The 21527-nt window shown below is 45.9% G+C and carries 17 protein-coding genes; 11 read left to right on the top strand and 6 right to left on the bottom strand.

Going from position 1 to position 21527, the window contains the following annotated elements; translation table 11 throughout:
* The first annotated feature begins 33 nt into the window (after positions 1-33).
* Complete coding sequence (locus LN893_RS05930; RefSeq protein WP_229968878.1) at positions 34-468, top strand: response regulator; 435 nt, start codon at positions 34-36, stop codon at positions 466-468.
* 70 nt (positions 469-538) lie between these two features.
* On the opposite strand, the gene LN893_RS05925 is transcribed toward LN893_RS05930, so the two are convergent.
* The 5 genes from LN893_RS05925 to LN893_RS05905 are packed head-to-tail and all read right to left on the bottom strand — an operon-like array spanning position 539 to position 4631.
* Complete coding sequence (locus tag LN893_RS05925; protein ID WP_229968877.1) at positions 539-1900, bottom strand: sensor histidine kinase; 1362 nt, start codon at positions 1898-1900, stop codon at positions 539-541.
* Between the two features lie 2 nt (positions 1901-1902).
* Positions 1903-2946 (bottom strand): PP2C family protein-serine/threonine phosphatase, encoded by a 1044-nt coding sequence (locus tag LN893_RS05920; protein ID WP_229968876.1) that lies wholly within the window; start codon positions 2944-2946, stop codon positions 1903-1905.
* A complete protein-coding gene (locus tag LN893_RS05915; RefSeq protein ID WP_229968889.1) occupies positions 2936-3340 on the bottom strand; it encodes an anti-sigma regulatory factor in 405 nt (134 codons plus the stop codon). Before LN893_RS05915 ends, LN893_RS05920 begins: the two co-directional genes overlap by 11 nt.
* 5 nt (positions 3341-3345) lie before the next feature.
* Positions 3346-3753 carry an STAS domain-containing protein gene (locus tag LN893_RS05910; protein ID WP_229968875.1) on the bottom strand — a complete coding sequence of 136 codons (408 nt, stop codon included), beginning with the start codon at positions 3751-3753 and terminating at the stop codon, positions 3346-3348.
* 5 nt (positions 3754-3758) lie between these two features.
* Positions 3759-4631 (bottom strand): STAS domain-containing protein, encoded by an 873-nt coding sequence (locus tag LN893_RS05905; RefSeq protein WP_229968874.1) that lies wholly within the window; start codon positions 4629-4631, stop codon positions 3759-3761.
* A 452-nt stretch (positions 4632-5083) separates the two neighbouring features.
* Here LN893_RS05905 and cysD point away from each other — a divergent pair, with 452 nt between their 5' ends.
* The 3 genes from cysD to LN893_RS05890 all read left to right on the top strand — a co-directional run bounded on the left by cysD (position 5084) and on the right by LN893_RS05890 (position 8170).
* Complete coding sequence (gene cysD / locus LN893_RS05900) at positions 5084-5983, top strand: sulfate adenylyltransferase subunit CysD (RefSeq protein WP_229968873.1); 900 nt, start codon at positions 5084-5086, stop codon at positions 5981-5983.
* A gap of 18 nt (positions 5984-6001) precedes the next feature.
* Positions 6002-7258, top strand: a complete 1257-nt coding sequence (locus LN893_RS05895) for a sulfate adenylyltransferase subunit 1 (protein WP_229968872.1) — start codon at positions 6002-6004, stop codon at positions 7256-7258.
* A 363-nt stretch (positions 7259-7621) separates the two neighbouring features.
* A complete protein-coding gene (locus LN893_RS05890) occupies positions 7622-8170 on the top strand; it encodes a DUF4136 domain-containing protein (protein WP_229968871.1) in 549 nt (182 codons plus the stop codon).
* On the opposite strand, the gene cobA is transcribed toward LN893_RS05890, so the two are convergent.
* A complete protein-coding gene (cobA, locus tag LN893_RS05885) occupies positions 8171-8911 on the bottom strand; it encodes a uroporphyrinogen-III C-methyltransferase (protein WP_229968870.1) in 741 nt (246 codons plus the stop codon). It abuts the gene before it with no gap.
* A 605-nt stretch (positions 8912-9516) separates the two neighbouring features.
* On the opposite strand from cobA, the gene nirB reads away from it, so the two are divergent.
* The 7 genes from nirB to LN893_RS05850 all read left to right on the top strand — a co-directional run bounded on the left by nirB (position 9517) and on the right by LN893_RS05850 (position 21485).
* Positions 9517-12021 carry a nitrite reductase large subunit NirB gene (gene nirB, locus LN893_RS05880; RefSeq protein ID WP_229968869.1) on the top strand — a complete coding sequence of 835 codons (2505 nt, stop codon included), beginning with the start codon at positions 9517-9519 and terminating at the stop codon, positions 12019-12021.
* 54 nt (positions 12022-12075) lie between these two features.
* Positions 12076-12438, top strand: coding sequence for a nitrite reductase small subunit NirD (gene nirD / locus LN893_RS05875; RefSeq protein ID WP_229968868.1), 363 nt, complete (start codon positions 12076-12078; stop codon positions 12436-12438).
* A 352-nt stretch (positions 12439-12790) separates the two neighbouring features.
* Positions 12791-14077: an alginate export family protein gene (locus LN893_RS05870; RefSeq protein ID WP_229968867.1), complete on the top strand. Its 1287-nt coding sequence runs from the start codon at positions 12791-12793 to the stop codon at positions 14075-14077.
* A gap of 112 nt (positions 14078-14189) precedes the next feature.
* The gene (locus LN893_RS05865; RefSeq protein WP_229968866.1) at positions 14190-15569 is read left to right on the top strand and encodes an MFS transporter; all 1380 of its coding nucleotides are present in this window, start codon (positions 14190-14192) and stop codon (positions 15567-15569) included.
* A 101-nt stretch (positions 15570-15670) separates the two neighbouring features.
* Positions 15671-19195 (top strand): nitrate reductase, encoded by a 3525-nt coding sequence (locus LN893_RS05860; protein ID WP_229968865.1) that lies wholly within the window; start codon positions 15671-15673, stop codon positions 19193-19195.
* Positions 19196-19638: 443 nt separating this feature from the next.
* Complete coding sequence (locus LN893_RS05855; RefSeq protein WP_229968864.1) at positions 19639-21129, top strand: rubredoxin; 1491 nt, start codon at positions 19639-19641, stop codon at positions 21127-21129.
* A gap of 77 nt (positions 21130-21206) precedes the next feature.
* Positions 21207-21485, top strand: coding sequence for an Rdx family protein (locus LN893_RS05850; protein ID WP_229968863.1), 279 nt, complete (start codon positions 21207-21209; stop codon positions 21483-21485).
* Positions 21486-21527: the final 42 nt, after the last annotated feature.

Below are 21527 nucleotides of genomic sequence, written 5' to 3'. Positions count from 1 at the left end.
TTTGTATAAATTCATAAAAAGCAAGATAGATAGATGAGCGAGCAGAAAACAATGCTTGACCTGGTGTTGTTGGTTGATGATGATGATACAACGAATTACCTAAACAAGCGTTTGCTAACTGAGTTACAGGTTGCGAAGGAGATAGCAGTGCTAAAGAATGGCAGAGAGGCGCTAGATTACCTTGAAAAAGCTTGTGGTTCAGAAGAATCTCCTGAATTTAAGCGTCCAGATCTTATTTTTCTGGATATTAAAATGCCTGTTATGGATGGCTTCACTTTTCTGGATGCTTACCAGCAGAGAGGCCTTGATGCCGCGGGTCATGTTATCATACTCATGCTGACATCTTCAGCAAGCTTTTATGATTTGCAGAAACTGAAGAATTATGACAAAGTGCGTAAGCATTATTCCAAAGCGCTTACCAAGTACGATGTAAAAGAGATTATGCAGGATTTTTTTCAAAATAAATAACCTATTTCTATAAAGTAATCTGTACCACCTAATTAAAAGGGCCTGCAAAGTTTAATTGCAGGCCTTTTAATTAGGTGGTTTCTTCTACTAGTTCATTCAGAGGCCAGGTAAAAACAAACTTTGAACCTCTGCCTTCAGACTCTACCCACACCTCACATTTCTTTTCTTGTATTATCTTCTTAACAATAGATAAGCCCAAGCCTGTACTGTTACTGTCTGGCTGAAAAGAGGAGTTGCCCAACGTTTCATACTTCTGGAAGATTTGCTTATGGTTTTCGGGAGCTATTCCTGGTCCGTTGTCCTGCACCACAAATTCCAGATGCTCCTCTAGTTGCCTGTACCTTACTTCTATAACGGCCGAGTCTATCTGATCGTGGTACTTAATAGCATTGCCGATCAGGTTAGCGAAAATCTGGTACAGGTATATTTCCTGTGAGTATAGGATAGGTAAATCAGCTTGCACAACAAGCTTACAACTAGGTGGCACATACAGTGAACCTATAACTTGTGCCATCAGAATCTGCAAGTCTATTACTTGTTTGTTTAAGCTATTATGTCCAGCCAAGGAGTATGCAAGTATACCAGTTATCAGGCGGTCCATTTTAAGGGTCTGCTCCCGCATCAAGGGCAGTATTGTTTCTGCTTCTTGCTTGTCGTCTGCTTCTAGGCAAGCCTCCAAAACGGTAGCCAAGCCGTTCATGTTCTGCAGTGGCGAGCGGAGGTCATGCGACACAGTATGCGCGAAGGCATCCAAGTCTTTGTTTATCTGCTGTAGCTGTTTGTTTTTCTTTTCGCGCTCCTTCAAGAGCTCGCTTATTTCTATATTATACTCCTGAAGCTGCCCGTTCAAACGCTTAATTTCCTGCAGTTGCTGCTCAGCCTCCAGGTTGCGTATGCGCAGTTGCTCCAGCAGGTCCAGTAGCTGCATGTTTTGCTTTTTGATTTCGGCGTATGGAGAAATATCGTCTTCCTGATCAAACTCCCTTACCCAATAATCTAGCAGTTGCTTTGTAAGTGTGGTGGCAGAGGAGGGTATCTTTTTTCGTAACGTAACACGCGTTCCTTTTTCAAACTCGCTTTCTATGTCAAAAACGTCTACCAGTTTTTTTGAGTTAGCCAAGCCAGTACCGCGCATGCCTGGGTTGTAGACTGGGCGGGAAAGAATATACTCGATGTTGCCAATGCCACGGCCTCGATCTGTTATCAGTGCCTCAAGATAATTATAGCCACTGTCTTCTACTATATTAAAGGTAATTGCACCACTGCCTACATGCTCTATCACATTGCGGCAGATCTCAGAAACAGCAGTGGCAAATTTTGTCTGGTTTGCCAGGGCAATTCCTACCCGCTCCGACAATTGCATGGCACGCTTGTAAGCTAATACTACGTCAAGTTCGTTATTGATATTTATCTTGATGACACTCCGCTGCATACTTACTGGATTTTGGCTTTACACACCATAACAAGTGTGTCGTCGGTTTGGCGTGTGTTGTCTTTATAAAGTACGGCAGCAATAATAGAAGCGTGGTGGCGGTGCAGGCCAGGGTACTTCGATAAATCCCATCTGCTTTTAAGCCCATCGGAGTGCATGACCAATAACTTATTGCGTCCCCAATCCAACTGCTGATTGTTAAGAGAAGTAGGAATATTATGGCCCAGAATACCGTTGTAGGAAATAATATTTTTGTAGGAGCTAGAGGCGCTACCACCTTCAATAGTATACAGTTTGCCAGCAATATTACCGATGCCGCAGTAGCCGATTCGCTGCGCTTTACCATTGATAAAGGCCATAAATCCCACAGCGCCACGCGAGCGCCTGATGGAATTGTGGATAGTGCGCAGCATGTTAGCAGGGTCGGATTCGGTGTTGTTGCAAAATACGTCTACAGCTTGTTGCGCAGCCTCATGAGCATGCACACCGTGGCCAAGCCCATCCATAGCAAGTAAGTATAAGTCATACCCTTTCTCGATTATTGCAAAGCCGTCGCCGCAAAAAGCTTCTCCTGGTTTAGGCACTATAATGCAGCCGTTCTCAAACATGTGATTTGTATTGGCGAGCGTCGGGGCTTTGTGTGTTTTGTAGATGCGCGAAAGAATAATGGTGCCGATTTCTGGCTGAGAAAAGATATCAAACACATCAGACTGACGTTTTATGGCACCCAAACCTTCACCTGCTGTTCCTGCGGTAGAAACACCGTCTTCCATCATGCGTGGCAGATCTTCCATGCCTGGACCGTTATCCAGGCAAATCAGTTCTATACCTATGGTTGGTTTACCTAAAGGCCTTACCAGCAGTTCTCCTCCTTTGGCGGTATGTTTGGTAAGGTTTGATATCATTTCGGTCGCCACTATATTTACTTTGCCTACCTCACTAGGAGAAAGGCCAAAGCTCTCGGCGGTGCGGGTTATATCGCGCTTGGCTATACTGGCAAAAGAGCGGTCGGGTACAGTAAATCGTTGGTGCTGATTAACGTCCATTTTTCCAGTGGATTATTGTAACAGTAGTGCCTTCGCCCACGATACTTTTAATATCGAACTCGTTCACAAGCCTTTTGGTGCCAGGCAAGCCAAGTCCGAGGCTTTTGCCCGTAGAGAAACCATCTCGCATAGCCTGTTGCACATCGGCAATACCAGGCCCCTCGTCTGTAAAAGTTAATCTTACGCCAGTTTGGGTATTTTTGCTTATAATTTCCAGCAATACTTTACCGCCTCCAGCATATTTAAGCATATTACGCACCAGTTCGCTAGCGGCGGTAATGAGCTTGGTCTGGTTAACCAAACTCATGCCAATCTTGGTGCTGAACTCGCGTACACGATTTCTAAAAGGCACAACATCCTGTTCTCGCACGATTTGCATCGTGTCTTTAGACATTACTATCATTCGGCCTCTTCTTCCTGCTCGTCCTTTTCTTCTTCAGCGGCTAAGTCTAATCCAATTTTGGTGTTGAGCAGTTCCATGCCTTTTTCTACGTTCAAGGCAGTGTAAACACCCTGTAAGGTAAGGCCAAGTTCTACTAGCGTAATGGCTACAGCGGGCTGCATGCCCACTACTACTGTTTCTGCATCCATTATGCGCGACATGGAGGCAATGTTTCCAAGTATGCGGCCCATAAAAGAGTCAACAATACTTACAGCCGATATATCTATTAAAACACCTCTGGCCCCAGTCTTACTAACCATACTAATCAGGTCGTTCTCCAGCGTAAGCGCCAGCCTGTCGTAAAGGTCAACCTGAATGGTTACCAACAGGAAGGGGCCCATTTTTAGGATAGGAATCCTTTCCATTTTGCTTAGTTAAAAAGTTTTGTGCTTTTATTTCTGTCGTTGCGTCTTACTTCCAGGTTCAGCATGCCAAAGGCTAAATGCAGTGCGCTGGCCAACGAGGCCTTTGTTTTGATGTTGGAAAGGTCGATGCCCAGGTGCACAATGGTTTGTGCAATTTCGGCACGGATACCACTGATGATACACTCTGCACCCATAAGTCGGGTTGCACTTACAGTTTTAATAAGGTGCTGCGCCACCAGCGAATCTACGGCTGGCACACCAGAAATATCTAATATAGCAATGCTGCTGCCTGTGTTTACTATCTCCTGCAGCAGGTTTTCCATTACAACCTGTGTTCTGGCACTGTCTAAGGTTCCAATTATTGGCAGTGCCAATATGCCATCCCACACCCGAATAACTGGTGTAGATATTTCACTGATTTCATCGGTCTGGCGCAATATTACTTCTTCACGACCTTTGATGAAGGTTTCTACTGTAACTAAACTCAAGTTGTCGAGCAACTGGTTTAATTGCATTACTTCTCTGTACAGAACTTCAGGCTGGTCCTTATACTCCTCTTCCAACGTATCGCAAAGTGCTTTTTTAAGGCTAAGCACATAAAGTGTGGTTTCGCGCGGACTAAAGCCTTGGCGAGCTCTCATTATAGAAATATCTCCGAGCAAATCCGTTACCTGTTCATACTCGCTAGCATAGATGTTTTCATAATTACCAGATGATAATGCTTTAAGAAGAGAGCCTAAAAGCTCCTCCGACTGCTTAAGCAGTTCATCGTTTGTCATCAAATCATCACGTAGTGTCGCATCAGACAGTTGGTGCTGCATCCAAGTCTCAAGAATCGTGTTCTTCTTTTTCTGTAAAATCTGAGCCGTTGTGTTCATTTATAAGCTGGTTTGCTATATTTTAAGTAAAGCCTGAGTACTGTTGCCCTAAGCTTGAATATGGTTTCTAACTGAACCAAAGATGTGAATTAGGCTAAAAGTACGAATAACTTTGCTAACAACTGAATTAAATTTATAAGCGACTGTATACGAGTGCAACTGTTGTGACGTTTTCCTCCGTTCACCTTCATAAAGCTTACTTTCACCCTTTAGTAAAGTACACAAACCACTACTACCTACTTTAACAGGGGCTACTGCCAGGTAAGCTGACATATATTATTGTTTATGCTGTTGTTTTTGCCTTAGAGGCAGAGGTAAAGTGATATTTTTATCTTTTATATAGCGATATGTATCAAGTAGGTGTATCTTTGCGGGCTGAAAGTGGGCACACCAGTAAATAAAATTGTATTAGTTTAAACGTGCCTGCTTACATCCGAAGAAATTATATTGTAATGAATACACACCATTTCCCGCAGCAACTGGAAGATGAGGCGATCTACATCATCCGTGAGGTGGCTGCCCAGTTCGAGCGTCCTGCTTTACTTTTTTCCGGAGGCAAAGATTCCATTACGCTGGTACACCTAGCCCGAAAAGCTTTCTTCCCTGCTAAGGTTCCTTTTGCATTGTTGCACATTGATACTGGCCATAACTTTCCTGAGACTATTGAGTTCAGAGATTGGCTGGTAAAAGAGTTTAACCTGAAACTGGAAGTACGTTACGTACAGGATTCCATCGATCAGAAAAAAGCAACAGAGGAGAGTGGCAAATACTCGAGTCGCAACACGCTGCAAACGATAACACTGCTAGATGCAATTGAAGAGCTGAAACTGGATGCCTGTATAGGCGGTGCCCGTCGCGACGAGGAAAAAGCCAGAGCCAAAGAACGTATCTTCTCGGTGCGTGACGACTTCGGCCAGTGGGATTCAAAGCGCCAGCGCCCTGAGTTATTCGACATGCTGAACGGCAAAATTAACTTGGGTGAGAATGTGCGTGTGTTCCCGATCAGTAACTGGACGGAACTGGACGTGTGGAATTATATCCGCAGAGAAAACCTTGCCTTGCCTGGTGTATACTTTGCGCACGAACGCGAGGTGTTTGAGCGCGACGGCATGATCTGGCCTTATAGCCCGTTCATTTTCAAAACAGACGACGAACTAGTTTTTAAGAAGACGGTGCGTTTTAGAACTGTGGGCGATATGACCTGTACAGCGGCCGTAGATTCTGCTGCCGTAGATCTGGAAGATATTATCGGCGAGATTAGAGCAGCTACTATTTCTGAACGTGGTGCCCGTATAGACGACAAACGTTCGGAGGCAGCCATGGAGAAGCGCAAGCAGCAGGGTTATTTCTAGCATTTACTTTTTTTACGAATGGATATTTTAAAAATTACAACTGCTGGCAGTGTAGACGATGGCAAAAGCACGCTGATCGGTAGGTTGCTATACGAAACAAAATCGGTAACGCAGGACAAGCTGGATGCGATTGACACTGTGAGCAAGCGTAAAGGCCTGGACTTTGTAGACCTGTCGTTGCTGACCGATGGTTTGGTGGCGGAGCGGGAGCAGGGCATTACCATAGACGTTGCTCATATTTACTTCGCTACACTAAAGCGTAAATATATTATTGCAGATACCCCTGGCCACTTCGAGTATACCCGAAATATGGTAACTGGTGCCAGTAACTCTCATGTATCGCTTATCTTGATAGATGCCCGTAACGGGGTGGTAGACCAGACGTACCGTCACTTTTACATTGCCAGTTTGCTGCGCATAAAACACGTAATTGTGTGTGTAAATAAAATGGATCTGGTTGCTTTCAGCGAAGAACGCTTTGAGGAGGTGAAGGCACAGTTTATGGCCTATGCCGAGCAGGTGCGTTTTGAAGGGCAGGAGATTGAGTTTATACCGATCTCATCGCTAATGGGCGAAAACATTACCACTCCTTCTGTAGGGATGCCTTGGTATACAGGTGAGCCGTTGTTGGGCCTGCTGGAGAACATTAACCTTCAGAAAGATAAGAAGGAATTGGCTTTCCGCTTGCCTGTGCAGATGGTGATCAGGCCGATGGGAGAGCTTTTGCATGATTACAGAGCCTATGCTGGTAAAGTAGCCTCAGGAAGTATAAAAGCAGGCACTAAAGTTAAAGTGTTACCAAGTGGACTGGAGTCGAAGGTGCAGACACTGGAGCGTTTTGGAGAAACATTATCGGAAGCTGCGCAGGGAGATTCTGTTAACCTGCTTCTGACAGACGATATCGACATCAGCCGAGGCGATATGCTGGCTTCTGCAGAAAATGCTCCAACTGCTACAAAGCAGTTGTCGGCAAGCATTTGCTGGTTAGATTATACTTCGTTGCGCCCAGGACAGATGTTCCTGTTGCAGCATGGCATTAATAGAGTAAAGGCTAAGGTGCTTTCTGTAAAGAACAAAGTGGATGTAGCCACACTGGCAAAGACAGAAGAAGTAGATGAACTGAAGCTGAATGAGATTGCTACGATAGAGCTAAAGCTGGCAAAGGAAATTTTTGCTGATACTTATAACCAGAACAAGAACAATGGTGCTTTTATCCTGGTGAACGAGCAAAGCAATAATACATCAGGTGTAGGCTTTATAAATGAGATATTCTAGTAGGTTCTAGAAACAGAAGTTTAGCAGGGGGGAGCCAGAAATGCCTCTCCCCTTTTTTATTTGGAGATGCTGTTGCTGGTGGAAATTTTAGTTCAAGTCACACTCTTTCTACAAGTTATATTCGGGTTTAGGCCTGAACGGTTGAAGAGCGATTTCAATAAGGAATAGTGAGTCGTGATGCTTTTGTCCTTTTCCTTATGAGTTGGAAACTATCACCATCGTCGAAATTTAATCGATGTATCTGCATTGGCTTCCTTATTTTCCTTATCAGATTAAATCCAAGGCTAAGGGGGGGAGCGTTATTAGATGCACCACAACATTCAAGAATCTTCTCCTGTAAAAGTATAGGTAACAAGATAATGAATGATGAAACTGAAAAATATACTTTTAGTGATCGCTGCTTCCATTTTTATGGCAGCTTGTGCCGCTGCACCTGAGATAACTTCTGAGCCAGCGTCTGGCTTCAGACTGAATGATTATAGCAGCTTTGCTTTTATGGAAGTAAACACTTCTGGCGACGGTTTAGGAGTGGCTTACGAGGATGAGATCAGCCTGATAAAACAGGAAATTGCAGAGCAGTTACAGCGCCGAGGCCTTACTCAGGCCACGACAGATGCTGATTTAGTAATCAACCTGGGGGTAGTAGTAGATGAAAAAGTGCAAACCCGCGAAACAAATTTTCAAACTGATCCGCCGCGCTATATGGGGCAACGTAACTATAGGTGGCAAGTGCAGGAAATACCAGTAGGGCGTTACAACCGTGGTACCTTATCGGTGCACCTGGTGGATAGCGAACAAAACCAACTCGTGTGGCAGGGTACCGCCGAAAGCATACTTCGCAGTGACAGTGAAAAGCTGAACAAGCAAATCAGAGAAGGGGTAGCCAAACTGGTAAGCGAGATACCGCAGTAGTTACTCTATTGCACGCCCAACGGCCACTACTTTGCCTATGATAATGAGAGCAGGATGGGTAAGGCCATTGTCGTGTATAAGCTGCGGTAAATCCTTCACCTTTCCTGCTACAGATTTCCTGTGTGGTAGCGAAGCGTGCTGTATAACGGCAGCTGGCATTTCCCCTTTACCAGCCTCCTGATAGGTTGCCGCGATGTCAGCAGCTTTCTTCATGCCCATATATACAACAACGGTGGCATTGCTTTGCATGGCCAGGCGTAAGTCATCAGAAAGTGAGCCATCTTTTTTGGTGCCTGTCACCACCCAAATACCTTCGCTAACCATGCGATGTGTAAGTGGTATGTCTTCAAAACCGATGGCCTGCATACTTGATATGCCAGGTATAAAAGAAGCAGTTATATCATGTTCTCTGGCAAACAGAATCTCTTCAAAACCTCTCCCGAAGATAAACGGATCTCCACCTTTCAGTCGAACAACGCAACCTTTAGTCAAAGCCTTTTCTTTTATTAACTCATGTATAGCCTCCTGCGGTGTATAATCACCGTAGGGCTTTTTGCCTACATATATTTTCTCACAGTTCTCTTTCGCAATTTCCAGTAGTTCCCTATTTGCCAGGTTGTCATATAGTATCACATCAGCCCTCTGTAGTGCTTTATAGGCTTTCACTGTGATGAGTTCAGGGTCGCCAGGGCCTGCACCTACTACAATAAGTTCTGGGTTTACTTCTGAGTTTTGCTTCATTCTATTACTTGAGTCAATGCTAGTACTACGAAGAAAAGTAGTTTTTGAGCTGCTTTAAAAGGCTACCGTAGCCTTTCAGCTTTTTTCATTTTATTATTCTGTCAACACTTGCTTTTGGACAAGCGTTTTTCGCCAGTAGCCAAAGTTACACGCTTAGCTCCATTTGGAGCTAAAATTTTGCTCTTCCTTCTAAAATTTTGTTTATACTCCTCAAAAACTATCCAAATTTAAAGGGAATGTTCTAAATTTTGAAATTTTTAACATCATGCCTTAATATTTGTAAATTTTAATAAAAGGTCATTTTGTATGATAGGGTTGTAAAGTTTAACCCATTTTTTAATAAAATTATTAATTTTTAGAATGACAGCTATTGATTTTAAACGTATCCTTTGTAAATTAGCAGATATAAAAAATATACCCCTTATAAAAGTAACCCATAATTGGAAAAACAAGGTAGTTTGTGAATTTATGGAGTGTTAATAAAGAGGGTTTATTTTTAAAACTGTAAAAACAAAGAAAGTGTAGCTGATTTTATGTTGTGGAGCTCCTCGTTAGAATGGATCTGGCAAAAAAGTTAGTTGTTGCTTAAAATTTAATTAAAGAATATGTCTCAGCAAGGTAGTCCAAGGGTAGTGGTAATCGGTAATGGAATGGTAGGGTATAAGTTTTGCGAAAAGCTTATTGCAAAGTCTACTTCTTTTAACATTACTGTTTTTGGAGAGGAGCCTCGCGCAGCTTATGACCGAGTTCATTTGAGCGAGTACTTCAACGGAAAAAGTGCAGAGGACTTAACAATGGCCTCAGAAAACTGGTATCGAGAGAATGGTATCGATTTATATTTAGGCAATGCGGTGCTGGAGATAGATCGCGCAAGCAAAACGATACATTCACGCAAAGGGCTAAAATTAGCCTATGATTATTTGGTGCTGGCTACGGGGTCATCAGCCTTTGTGCCAGATATACCTGGTGTGGAGAAAGACGGGGTGTTTGTATACCGAACCATTGAAGACCTGGAGCTGATCCAGGGCTATGCCACAACAGCCAAAACAGGTGCTGTGCTGGGCGGTGGTTTACTTGGTTTAGAGGCTGCTAAAGCTTTAATTGATTTGGGGCTTGAGGAGACTCACGTGGTGGAGTTCGCGCCGCGCCTGATGCCAAGGCAAATAGATTCGGCTGCGAGCAATATGCTACAGGCTAAGCTGGAAGGGCTGGGACTGAAGCTGCACATGCAAAAAGCAACTTCCCGTATTTCGGGAGAAGATAAAATAGAAGCATTAGAGTTTGCTGACGAAACCTCGCTAGAAGTTGATATGCTGGTAATTTCGGCAGGTATACGTCCGCGCGACGAACTGGCAAAGCTGGCAGGGCTGGAAACAGGTACTCGTGGCGGTATAGTGGTGAACAGCAAAATGCAAACCAGCGACGAAAGCATTTTCGCCATTGGCGAGTGTGCCCTGTACGATGGTATGATTTACGGTTTGGTGGCTCCAGGCTACGAAATGGCCGAAGTGGTGGCAACTTACCTGTGTGCTGGCGAAAGAGCCTTTACAGGCTACGACATGAGCACTAAGTTGAAGCTGATCGGAGTGGATGTTGCCAGTTTCGGCGATCCGTTTGTAACCGAACCAGACAGCAGAAGCATCGTTTTTGAAGATACCCACAAAGGGGTTTACAAGCGCATAAACATCAGCAACGACGGTAAGTATTTGCTCGGTGGTGTGTTAATTGGCGATGCCGATGCCTATAACATGCTGTTGCAGACAGTAAACAATAAGATTGTGTTGCCGCCAAATCCTGAGGACTTGGTTCTAGGAGCCCGAGGCGGTGAAGCAGCAGTTGGAGCAGGTGTAAGCAGCTTGCCCGATGATGCTTTAATCTGTTCTTGCGAGTCTGTTACGAAAGGTGATATTTGCGGAGCCGTGAATACGCTGGATGTGACGACAGTGGATGGTATGAAGAAGTGCAACAAGGCAGGCACAGGTTGCGGTGGTTGCGTGCCGATGGTGAAAGACCTCATCAACGATACTTTGAAGGAGAATGGCATGTACATTAAGAACAATGTATGTGAGCACTTCGACTTCTCTCGCCAGGAACTGTTCGACTTGCTGAAGCTGAACAATATTAAAACGTACGACGAAGCACTGGATGTTTTCGGTAAAGGTGATGGCTGCGAGGCTTGTAAACCCACTGTTGCCAGTATATTGGCCAGTCTGTGGAACGACGTGATTGTGAAGCAGCAAACCATACAGGATAGCAACGACCGTTACCTGGCGAACATCCAGAAAGGCGGTACATATTCGGTAGTGCCACGCATTCCAGGAGGTGAAATAACACCAGATAAACTGATTGTGATCGGGCAGGTTGCTAAGAAGTATAACTTGTACACAAAGATAACTGGCGGCCAGCGCATCGACTTATTCGGAGCACATTTAAGTGATTTGCCAGATATTTGGGAAGAGCTGATTGATGCCGGTTTTGAAAGCGGTCATGCTTACGGTAAGGCTCTCAGAACAGTGAAAAGCTGCGTGGGTAGTACCTGGTGCCGTTTTGGCTTGCACGACAGTGTTTCGTTTGCCATAGAGGTGGAAGAGCGTTACCGTGGTATTCGGGCTCCGCACAAGATAAAAGGCGGCGTAAGCGGCTGTGTGCGTGAGTGTGCCGAAGCGCAGTCAAAGGATTTTGGTATAATCGCCACAGAAAAAGGCTGGAACTTATATGTAGCTGGGAACGGTGGTTCCAAACCACAGCACGCCCAACTGCTGGCAACAGACATTGATAAGGAAACTGTTGTAAAATACCTTGACAGATTTCTGATGTTCTACATTAAAACAGCTGATTCCCTGACTCGTACTGCCACCTGGCTAAACAAAATGGAAGGCGGCATGACCTACCTCAAAAATGTGATCATCAACGACAGCTTAGGAATAAACGAGCAGTTGGAGGCTGAGATGCAGACGCTGATCAACAACTATAGCTGCGAGTGGAAAGAGGTGGTTCAGAATCCTGAGCTCAGAAAGCGTTTTTCACACTTCGTAAATGCGCCGAAAGAGAAAGACCCGAGCGTTCAGTTCGATACCATGCGTGAGCAGGTGAAGGCAAAGGAGTGGTAAGCTGGTTTAATGTCGAGTTTAGTTTAAGAAATATCAATTATTAAGTATAGCAATATGGAAGTTCAAGTTTTAGAAGCAGTTGAGTGGATCTACGTTTGTAAAACAGAAGATGTGCCTCAGGATGGAGGTGCCTGTGTGAAGGTAAATGAGGAGCAGATTGCGCTTTATAACTTTGCCCGACGAGGCGAATGGTATGCTACCCAAAACCTGTGCCCACATAAGCAGCAGATGGTACTTTCCAGGGGTATGATTGGGAGCACTGGCGATACCTGTGAACCTAAAGTAGCGTGCCCTTTCCATAAAAAAACATTCTCGCTGCTATCTGGCGAATGCCTTTCAGGAGACGATTACCAGATTAAAACCTACCCTGTGAAGGTAATCGGTGACAAGGTATACATCGGCATAGAGCAAAGCTAACAAAGGCAGCTTAAGCCGCTCATTAATTTACATTTGCCATACATGAAGTTAACCATGAGCATCAGGCGCAAGTGGTGTAGGTCCTTATTACCGAAACGTTCAGCATCTTAAAAGTCGAGATGTGGCAGTAGCCATAGCCTCAGCTTGATAATAAACTGCCAGGCAGCACGAAAAGTAGGCGGGAGCATCTGCATGTTATTCTGCTCCGTGTTTCATCCTATATAGTAATATAAAACAGGAACTGGCAAAGTATATCTCTTACATAAGAATTGGCCAAAGACTCTCGCAGTGAGCACAGCTCCTGCGGAAGTCTGGCGCAAAGGCAATAGCTAAATTATAATCATAAAAATACATGAGAGGAAGCTCTACCAGAATTTTTCTGCTTAGTACGGTTTTGCTGTTGCTTGGTTCTCAGGCTTCCTTTGCGCAATTATCTTTGTCTGCTGAAATACGGCCACGGGCAGAGTTTAGGGATGGCTTTAAAACGGTGATGACAGAGGAGCAGTCGCCTGCTTTTTTCGTGGAGCAGCGGTCGAGATTGAACGTGAACTATGCGAAAGAAAAGCTGAAGCTGCGGATCTCTGTGCAGGATGTGCGGGTGTGGGGAGCTACTAACCAAGTATACAAATCTGACCCAAGTCTATTTAATGTATACGAAGCCTACGGCGAATATCAATTAACCTCACGCCTTGCGGTGCGGGTAGGTCGACAGGAATTGAATTACGACAACGCCCGTTTCTTGGGTAATCTGGATTGGGCGCAGCAGGGGCGTAGCCACGATGGAGTTCGCCTGATGTACGCCGACAGTACAGGTTTTGCAGCCCACGCAGGAGGAGCCTTCAACCAAAACGTGCCATCGGAGCCGACGAAACTACACGATACTTTTTATGGCGGCATCGACAACTATAAAACTATGCAGTACCTGTGGCTGCATAAGGAAATAGGAGGTACTAAGTTTTCAGCTTTGTTCTTCAACGACGGTCGTCAGCGAGCTTCGGACTCTACCGTTTTCTTTCGGCAGACGTACGGCGTGCTAGGTGAAAAAGCATTGGGAGCTATTCGTTTGGGAGGTGAGTTTTACTTCCAGGGAGGGAAAGACCTGGCTGGCAGAACTGTAAGAGCTTACCTGGCATCTTTGCAAGCCACATATGCTACCAAACTTACCCCTATCACGCTGGGAGTAGACTATCTTTCAGGTTCGGACGCTTTTGATACGCGCAACAATGCCTTCACGCCGTTGTATGGTACCAACCATGCCTTCTATGGCTTTATGGACTACTTTTATGTAGGCAATAACCACGGGCAAAACGGACGGACAGCTGGCTTAGTGGATGTTTATCTTAAAACCAATTTCAAGCTAGGCGAGAAAAGCTCGTTGCTGGGGCAACTGCACCACTTCGAATCACCTACCACAGTGTATGCCCCTCTAGAAGGTGCACCAGCCTTATCCTCCCGCTTAGGCGAGGAAATTGACTTCATGTACAACCACAATGTGAGTCCTGATTTCAACCTGAAAGTGGGCTACTCGCAACTATATGCAACTGAATCGATGGAAGCACTGAAAGGCACCGCTGGAAGAACCGTGAACCAGTGGGCCTGGGTAATGCTAACCTTCAAACCTACCTTCTTTACACTATAAGCCTAACTAAAACCGAAACCATGAACAGCCTAAACAACACTTGTTCATAAATAAGCAGCCAAAGGACCAGTTACCTCAGGCCTAAATTTTTTACCTCTAAATCGAGATGATCATGAAAGCATCAGCAGGAAAAGCAACCTCTATCAACCTCTTTAGCCTGAAAACCATTCAGATGCGTACCTTCCACCTCTCGTGGATGGCCTTTTTCTTATGCTTCTTCGGCTGGTTCGGGATTGCGCCACTGATGGCAGTGGTGCGGGAAGAGCTGAACCTGAGTAAAGACCAGATCGGGAACATCATCATTTCCTCTGTGGCAATTACAGTTATAGCCAGGCTAGTGATCGGGTGGTTATGCGACAAGATCGGCCCACGTATCGCCTATACTTTCCTGTTGGTATTGGGTGCTGTACCTGTCATCTGCATAGGCTTCAGCAACAGTTACGAGTCGTTTCTGATTTTCCGCCTGGCGATAGGGGTAATCGGAGCCGCTTTCGTAATCACGCAGTACCATACTACTGTTATGTTTGCGCCTAACGTGGTTGGTACAGCCAACGCGACTACAGCTGGCTGGGGTAACCTGGGCGGTGGCGTGACACAAATGGTGATGCCTTTGATTTTTGCCGCTTTTGTAAGTTTCGGTTTTGTAGAATCGCAGGCCTGGCGATATGCCATGGTGGTGCCAGGCGTGGCCATGATTATCTGCGGTATTTTATACTATACCTGCACAAAAGATTCGCCTGCGGGTAACATTTCAGATTTATCGGATGCAGCTGCTGCCAAAAAGAAAAAAGATACCGTTTCTTTTTGGAAAGCTGCCAGCGATTACCGTGTATGGGTGCTGTTCGTGCTATACGGTGCCTGCTTTGGCATTGAGCTAACCATCAACAACATCGCCGCCATCTACTACCACGACTACTTTAAACTGGATATCGGAACGGCTGGACTAATTGCAGGCTTATTTGGCCTGATGAACATCTTTGCCCGTACACTTGGCGGTTTCTTTGGCGACAAGGCTGGTATAAAATGGGGGCTTTCAGGTCGAGTTTGGTTCTTAGGTGCTGTTATACTTATAGAAGGTTTGGCGCTGGTGCTTTTTTCGCAGATGAGTGTATTGCCGCTTTCCATTATGGTGATGATCGTATTTAGTCTTTTTGTGCAGATGTCGGAGGGAGCCACTTTTTCGGTGGTGCCTTTTATCAATAAGAAGGCCATGGGTGCTGTGTCGGGCATCGTAGGTGCTGGCGGTAATGCGGGCGCTGTGGCTGCAGGTTTCCTGTTCAAGGTAGATAGCCTTTCTTACCCCGAGGCGCTGTTCATTATCGGGTTGATAGTTGTTGCCTGCTCTGTGCTGGCACTGCTAGTAAGGTTTACACCTGAAATGGAAAGAGAAGCACGGGCCGAAATGGATCAGTTGCTGGGCGAGAAAAGGGAAGAGGCAATAGCCGCAGCAGCAGAGCCTGCGCGCGTTTATAAGCCAGCCCCTGCACAGTAGCATCTTCTAAGGCTGAAGAAAAGGAACCCACCCCTAGCTCCTCCTAAGAGGGACTAGGGGTGGGTCAACATTAAAGTAATACTAACATTTAACAATCAAACATGCCTGATAACGGAAAACAGAAAGATACCTTTGCCAGTACTTGCTCCTATTGTGGCGTAGGGTGTGGCGTAACGGTAACGAAGGAGAAAAGTGGTGCCATTTCCGTGGAGGGAGATAAAGATTACCCTGTGAACAGCGGGATGCTCTGTAGCAAGGGCTTAAACCTGCAGTACACGGTAAACGATAAGCAGGATCGCCTGCTCTACCCGCAAATGCGCTATAACAAAAGTATGCCGTTGCAGCGGGTAAGTTGGGACGAGTCACTGCAAAGAACAGCGGCCGTTTTCAAAACCTTTATTGATAAGTATGGTCCCGATTCAGTGGCTTTCTATGCCTCTGGTCAGTGCCTGACGGAAGAATATTACGTCATCAACAAACTCATAAAAGGCTTTATTGGGAGCAACAACATCGACACCAACTCGAGGCTTTGCATGAGCAGTGCCGTGGTAGGCTATAAGATGGCCTTGGGCGAAGACAGCGTACCTATCTGCTACGATGATATTGAACTAGCCGATTGCTTCTACGTGACGGGTGCAAATCCTGCCTGGTGCCACCCTATACTTTGGCGCAGGGTAGAAGCACAAAAGGCCGCGAATCCTGAGGTGAAGATAATAGTGGTGGACCCGCGCGTAACGGATACCTGTGCCATTGCCGATCTGCACTTGCAGCTGAACCCTGGCACCGATGTATACCTAAACCACGCCATCGGCAGAGTGCTGATTGAAAACGGCGACATCGACCTAGACTTTATCCGCAATCATGCTGAAGGCTTTGAGCAATATAAAGAGGTTGTTTTTGAGAGAAGTCTAGCGGAGTATGCAGAAGTTTGCGGTGTAGCGGAAGCCGACATCAGGCTGGCTGCGCAGTATATTGGCAACGCGAAAGGTTTTATCTCGATGTGGACGATGGGGCTGAACCAAAGTGCCATCGGTGTAAACAAAAATCTGAGCCTGCTGAACCTGAATTTAATTACGGGCCAGATTGGAAAACCTGGAGCGGGACCTTTTTCGCTGACGGGCCAGCCAAATGCCATGGGTGGCAGGGAAGTTGGTGGCTTATCAAACTTACTTCCTGCGCATCGTTTGTTAAGCAATCCGCAGCATCGGGCGGAGGTGCAGCAATTCTGGGGTGGCACAGCTATACCTGAAAAACCAGGACTGACAGCTACCGAAATGTTTGAGGCTTTGGAGGACGGTCGTTTGAAAGCGATCTGGATCATATGTTCCAATCCGCTTACCAGTTTGCCGAATGCGCGCCAGGCCGAAGCCGCTCTTAAGAAAGCCAAGTTTGTGGTGGTGCAGGAGATCAGCAACAAACCTGAAACACTTACCTATGCCGATGTGATACTTCCTGCCGCCTCCTGGACGGAAAAGGAAGGCACCATGACTAACTCGGAGCGTCGCATCAGTTATCTTCCAAAAATTGTAGACGCACCTGGTGAGGCCTTGCCAGATGCCGAGATCATTTGCCGTTTTGCGCAAACCATGGGCTATCACGGCTTCGATTATCCATCTGCTGAAGCTATTTATCTGGAGCACGCAAAACTTACTGCAGGCACTAACATTGATATCTCTGGGTTGAACTATAGTATCCTCAAAGAGCAGCGGTCGGTGCAATGGCCGTATACTTTGGGCGGTGCAGCAGAGGGTACCAAAAGGTTATTTACCGATAAGCAATTCTATACTTCCTCCAGCAAAGCGGTTATTCATCCCGTTTCGGTGGAGGAAAGAAGTGAAGCTCCTGACGCAGATTTCCCGCTGGTCCTGACGACAGGCCGCATCCGCGACCAGTGGCACACGATGAGCAAAACGGGAAAAGTTAACAAACTCAAGAAACATATTCCGCAGGCTTTCCTGGAGTTGCACCCGCAGGATGCTGCTAACTTAGGTATAGCAGATCAGGACATTGTGGAAGTGCGGTCGAGGAGAGGTGATGTACGGGTAAAGGCGAAGCTGTCGGACAAGATTAAGCCAGGCGTGGTTTTTTTGCCGATGCATTGGGGCAAGATCTTAGGTAGCGACCTTAATCGTGCGAACAATGTCACCACCGACCAGCTTGATCCTATTTCGAAAGAACCAGACTATAAATACTGCGCCGTAAGCGTAACAAAGTATAAAAAGCCGTTCCAGCGCATAGTGGTAGTAGGAGCGGGGGCGGGAGCCTATGGCTTTGTAAAATCTTACCGCGAGCTGAACCAGGACGATGAAATTACCATCTTCAGCAAAGAAGATTTTCCTTTCTACAACCGCGTGATGCTGCCCGACTACATTAGCGGACACCAGAAATGGGAGCAGCTCGTGAAGATGAAAGATTCTGAAGAACCTGCTTATAATATAAGGCTGCTACGTGGTGTGAGCGTTGAGCGGATAGATCGAGAGCAGAAGTTTGTGATCGACTCACGGGGCGTGCGTACGGACTATGATGTGCTGCTAATGGCTACAGGTAGTCGTGCGGCAGTGCCAAAACATGTACCTTCTTTGCCAGGCATATTCACCATGCGCAGTCGCACCGATGCCGATAACTTTAAAGCACACGTTCCTGAAAACGGTCATGTTGTGATTGTGGGCGGTGGTTTATTGGGGTTAGAAATGGCTGCTTCTTTGCGAGAAGTCGGTACAAAAGTCACCATCATCCAGCGTATTTCTCGCTTCTTAGATCGTCAGCTGGACCCGTTGGGCAGTCAGTTGCTACAGGAGGAGATGGTGGACCAAGGCTGCGACCTATATTTCAACGATGAGGTGCAACTATACTATGGCCGCTCTAAACTGACAGGCGTTGGCCTGAAAAGTGGCCGCAGGATTGACTGTGATGCCTTGATTATTGCCATCGGTACAGTACCGAACCTGGAACTGGCGCGTGAGAGTGGTCTGGAGTGTAAGCGCGGTGTACTGGTGAATGAACGTCTTCAAACAAATGATCCGAATGTATTTGCTATAGGCGAGATTGCGGAGTTTGAAGGTATACTTTACGGTATTACAGCAGCAGCCGAGCAGCAGGCGGAGGTGGTGGCCAGGTACCTGAGCGGTGACATTGCCAGCTACTACCAGGGCAGCACTTTCATGAATATTATCAAAATACATGGTTTCGATTTGTGCAGCATCGGTTTGCCTGAGTGTCCTGATGAAGAGAACTACGAAGAGATTGTGTTTATAGACAAGGCCAAACGCTATTATAAAAAGTGTATCATCCACCAGGACAGGTTGGTTGGTGCGATACTGATAGGAGACAAGGCAGAGTTCCAAGAGTTCCGTGAACTGATTTCGAACAGAATTGAACTGAGTGATAAACGTCTGCAGTTGCTGCGCAGCGGTAAAACACCAGAGCCTGTGCTGGGCAAGCTGGTTTGCAGCTGTAACAATGTGGGCAGCGACAATATCCGTCAGAAAATTGCGGCTGGCTGTACGGAGCTGAAGGAGCTTTGTGCCACTACTGGAGCTGGTACGGGTTGTGGTTCCTGCAGGCCAGAAGTGAAGCAGATTTTAGATGATAGTTTGATGTTGGAGTTGTTGGAGAAAGTTAGTTAGAGAAGATTTAATCTCACTGTATGCTTTTTGATAGCCATGCTTTCTCCTTCTGTCATTCTGGAAGAAACTTAGTGGAAGGGGGGGCTTCAGCCACTGGCATAATGGTTTGTGTTCGCATAGCAACCTTAATGTTTAACAGCAAATGAGCATGTTTTATGGTTTAAGTCTCTGTTCTTTTTGTATCAAGACAAAAAGAACCAAAAAAATCAAGACGCTCCAAACTCGCTGAACGCTCAAACAGTGGAGCGTCGAAATGTGCACCTAGCAGAAGCTAAACTTTCACATTATGGATTTTTATTCCACTCCTCGGAGGGGTTAGGGGTGGGTTATCAGCAGGAGGTATTCTATTTCAACATGATCTTTACGAAAAAGTCGTGTGTCTTGTGTCGTAATACTTGTATCTCCTTACTTGTGTCGCGTTACTTTAGCAGAAGAAACGAACTATGATAGTTAAAAACTATACGATCAAAATAAACCTGGCTGGCGGTATTGTGTCGGCGGGAGATTTACTGGATATTTTAGCGATAGCTGAAAGTGCGGGCGTAGAGAATATTCGCTTCGGGAATCGGCAGCAGTTGTTTTTTACGGTGCTAGAGGTGCAGGTGCGCCAACTGGTGCAGGAGCTGATTTCTGCGGATATTATTTACGAGTTGGATGCAGATGTTCATCCGAACATCATCAGTTCTTATGTAGCCGAAGATGTGTTTTACCATGCCAACTGGCTGCGGGAAGGTGTTTATAAAGACATTCTGGATCTGTTCGATTACAGGCCGCAGGTAAAGATTAACCTTGTTGATAACAACCAGGCTTTCTTCCCCTTCTTTACAGGCAACTTCAATTTTATAGCTTCGGATACGAGTAATTACTGGTACCTCTATATCCGTTTTCCTAAAACGAATATTATTTATTGCTGGCCTTCGCTGGTTTACTCAGAGGATATTCCAGAGCTGAGCAGTGTGCTGGAGCAAACCATTTTTGCGAACAAAGATAAGTTTTACGACCAACCTGCGATTGATGGCGCACTGCTGCATGCGATGGTAAGCGCCAGTGGTAGTTTTGTGGTTCAACCAATTGCTGCAGCGCTGAAGCTGCCTGATTTTAAACTGCCTTACTACGAAGGCTTCAACCGCTACGGCAATAAATTATGGTTGGGTATTTACCGCCGCGATGAGCTTTATCCTGTGGCCTTTCTGAAAGATTTATGCAACATCTGCCTGCAGACGCGGGTGGGGCAGCTATATACCACGCCTTGGAAATCCATTGTCGTGAAAGGTATAGAGCTGGCTGACCGCGACCTGTGGGATACCATATTGTGCAAGTACCGAATTAATGTGCGGCATGCTTCCAACGAGCTGAATTGGCAGGTAGAGGACCTTTGCCCTTACGGCTTAAACCTGAAGAATGAGTTGGTTCGCAAGTTTAATGAAGAGGATGTACGAACCTATCGCCTTTGCTTTGCCATTAAAACGCAGCCAAAAACAGGCTTGTTTGGCTCTATTGTTATCCGTACGCAGCAGGATTTGGTGAATGGGGAGGCACCGCAGCAGGAACTGTTCGAAGTGCTGCATACCCGCGATTTCAACCCGAACTCCAAAGACTTTCTCAGCTATAAGAAAGATGTGAGCCGTGAGGAATTGAGTCAGCGCTTGATTGAGCTTTGTAATTTATATTACGAACTGCAAACAGAGGCAGAGTTGCCGCAGAATCCTGTTTACGAAAGCGAGCAAAGTTTAAATGCTGAGGAACAGGAGCTAGCGAAAGTATATCAATGCAAAAACTGCTTCACGGTATACGATGCGCAGTACGGCGACGCGGTAAACGCTATTGCGGCAGGTACACCTTTCGAAAGTATAACAAACTACACCTGCCCTACCTGCGAGGCTCCCAAAGAAGATTTTGTAGAAGTAAACCCACTTCAGCTGGTTAAAGTATAAGATAGTGTAATTTGCTGTGTAGCTTTGGGAGTTTATTGCTGCCAGCTAATCTGCAAAACCAACTGTATTATACTTCTATGAAACCTACCATAACAATTGAATACTGTCCGAAATGCGGCTGGATGCTGCGTGCCGCCTATATGGCACAAGAGTTACTCACTACTTTTTCCGAGGATGTATATGGTGTGCTCATACAGCCAAGTGAGGTAAACGGCCGCTACAACGTTAGGGTAAACGATGAGCAGGTATTCGATAGGAAAAGGGAAGGTCGTTTTCCTGAGATAAAAGAGTTGAAGCAGCTAGTACGGGATAAGGTAAGCCCTGAAAAAAGCCTGGGGCACTCTGAGAAGAAGTAGGATTGAGGGCGAAGATATCAAAAGTATATACACAAGCCGCAG

It is taken from the genome of Pontibacter harenae (genome assembly GCF_020907245.1).
GTDB lineage: Bacteria > Bacteroidota > Bacteroidia > Cytophagales > Hymenobacteraceae > Pontibacter > Pontibacter harenae.
Note: the sequence above shows the minus strand (reverse complement) of the source record. Positions and strands in the feature narration are given on the sequence as shown.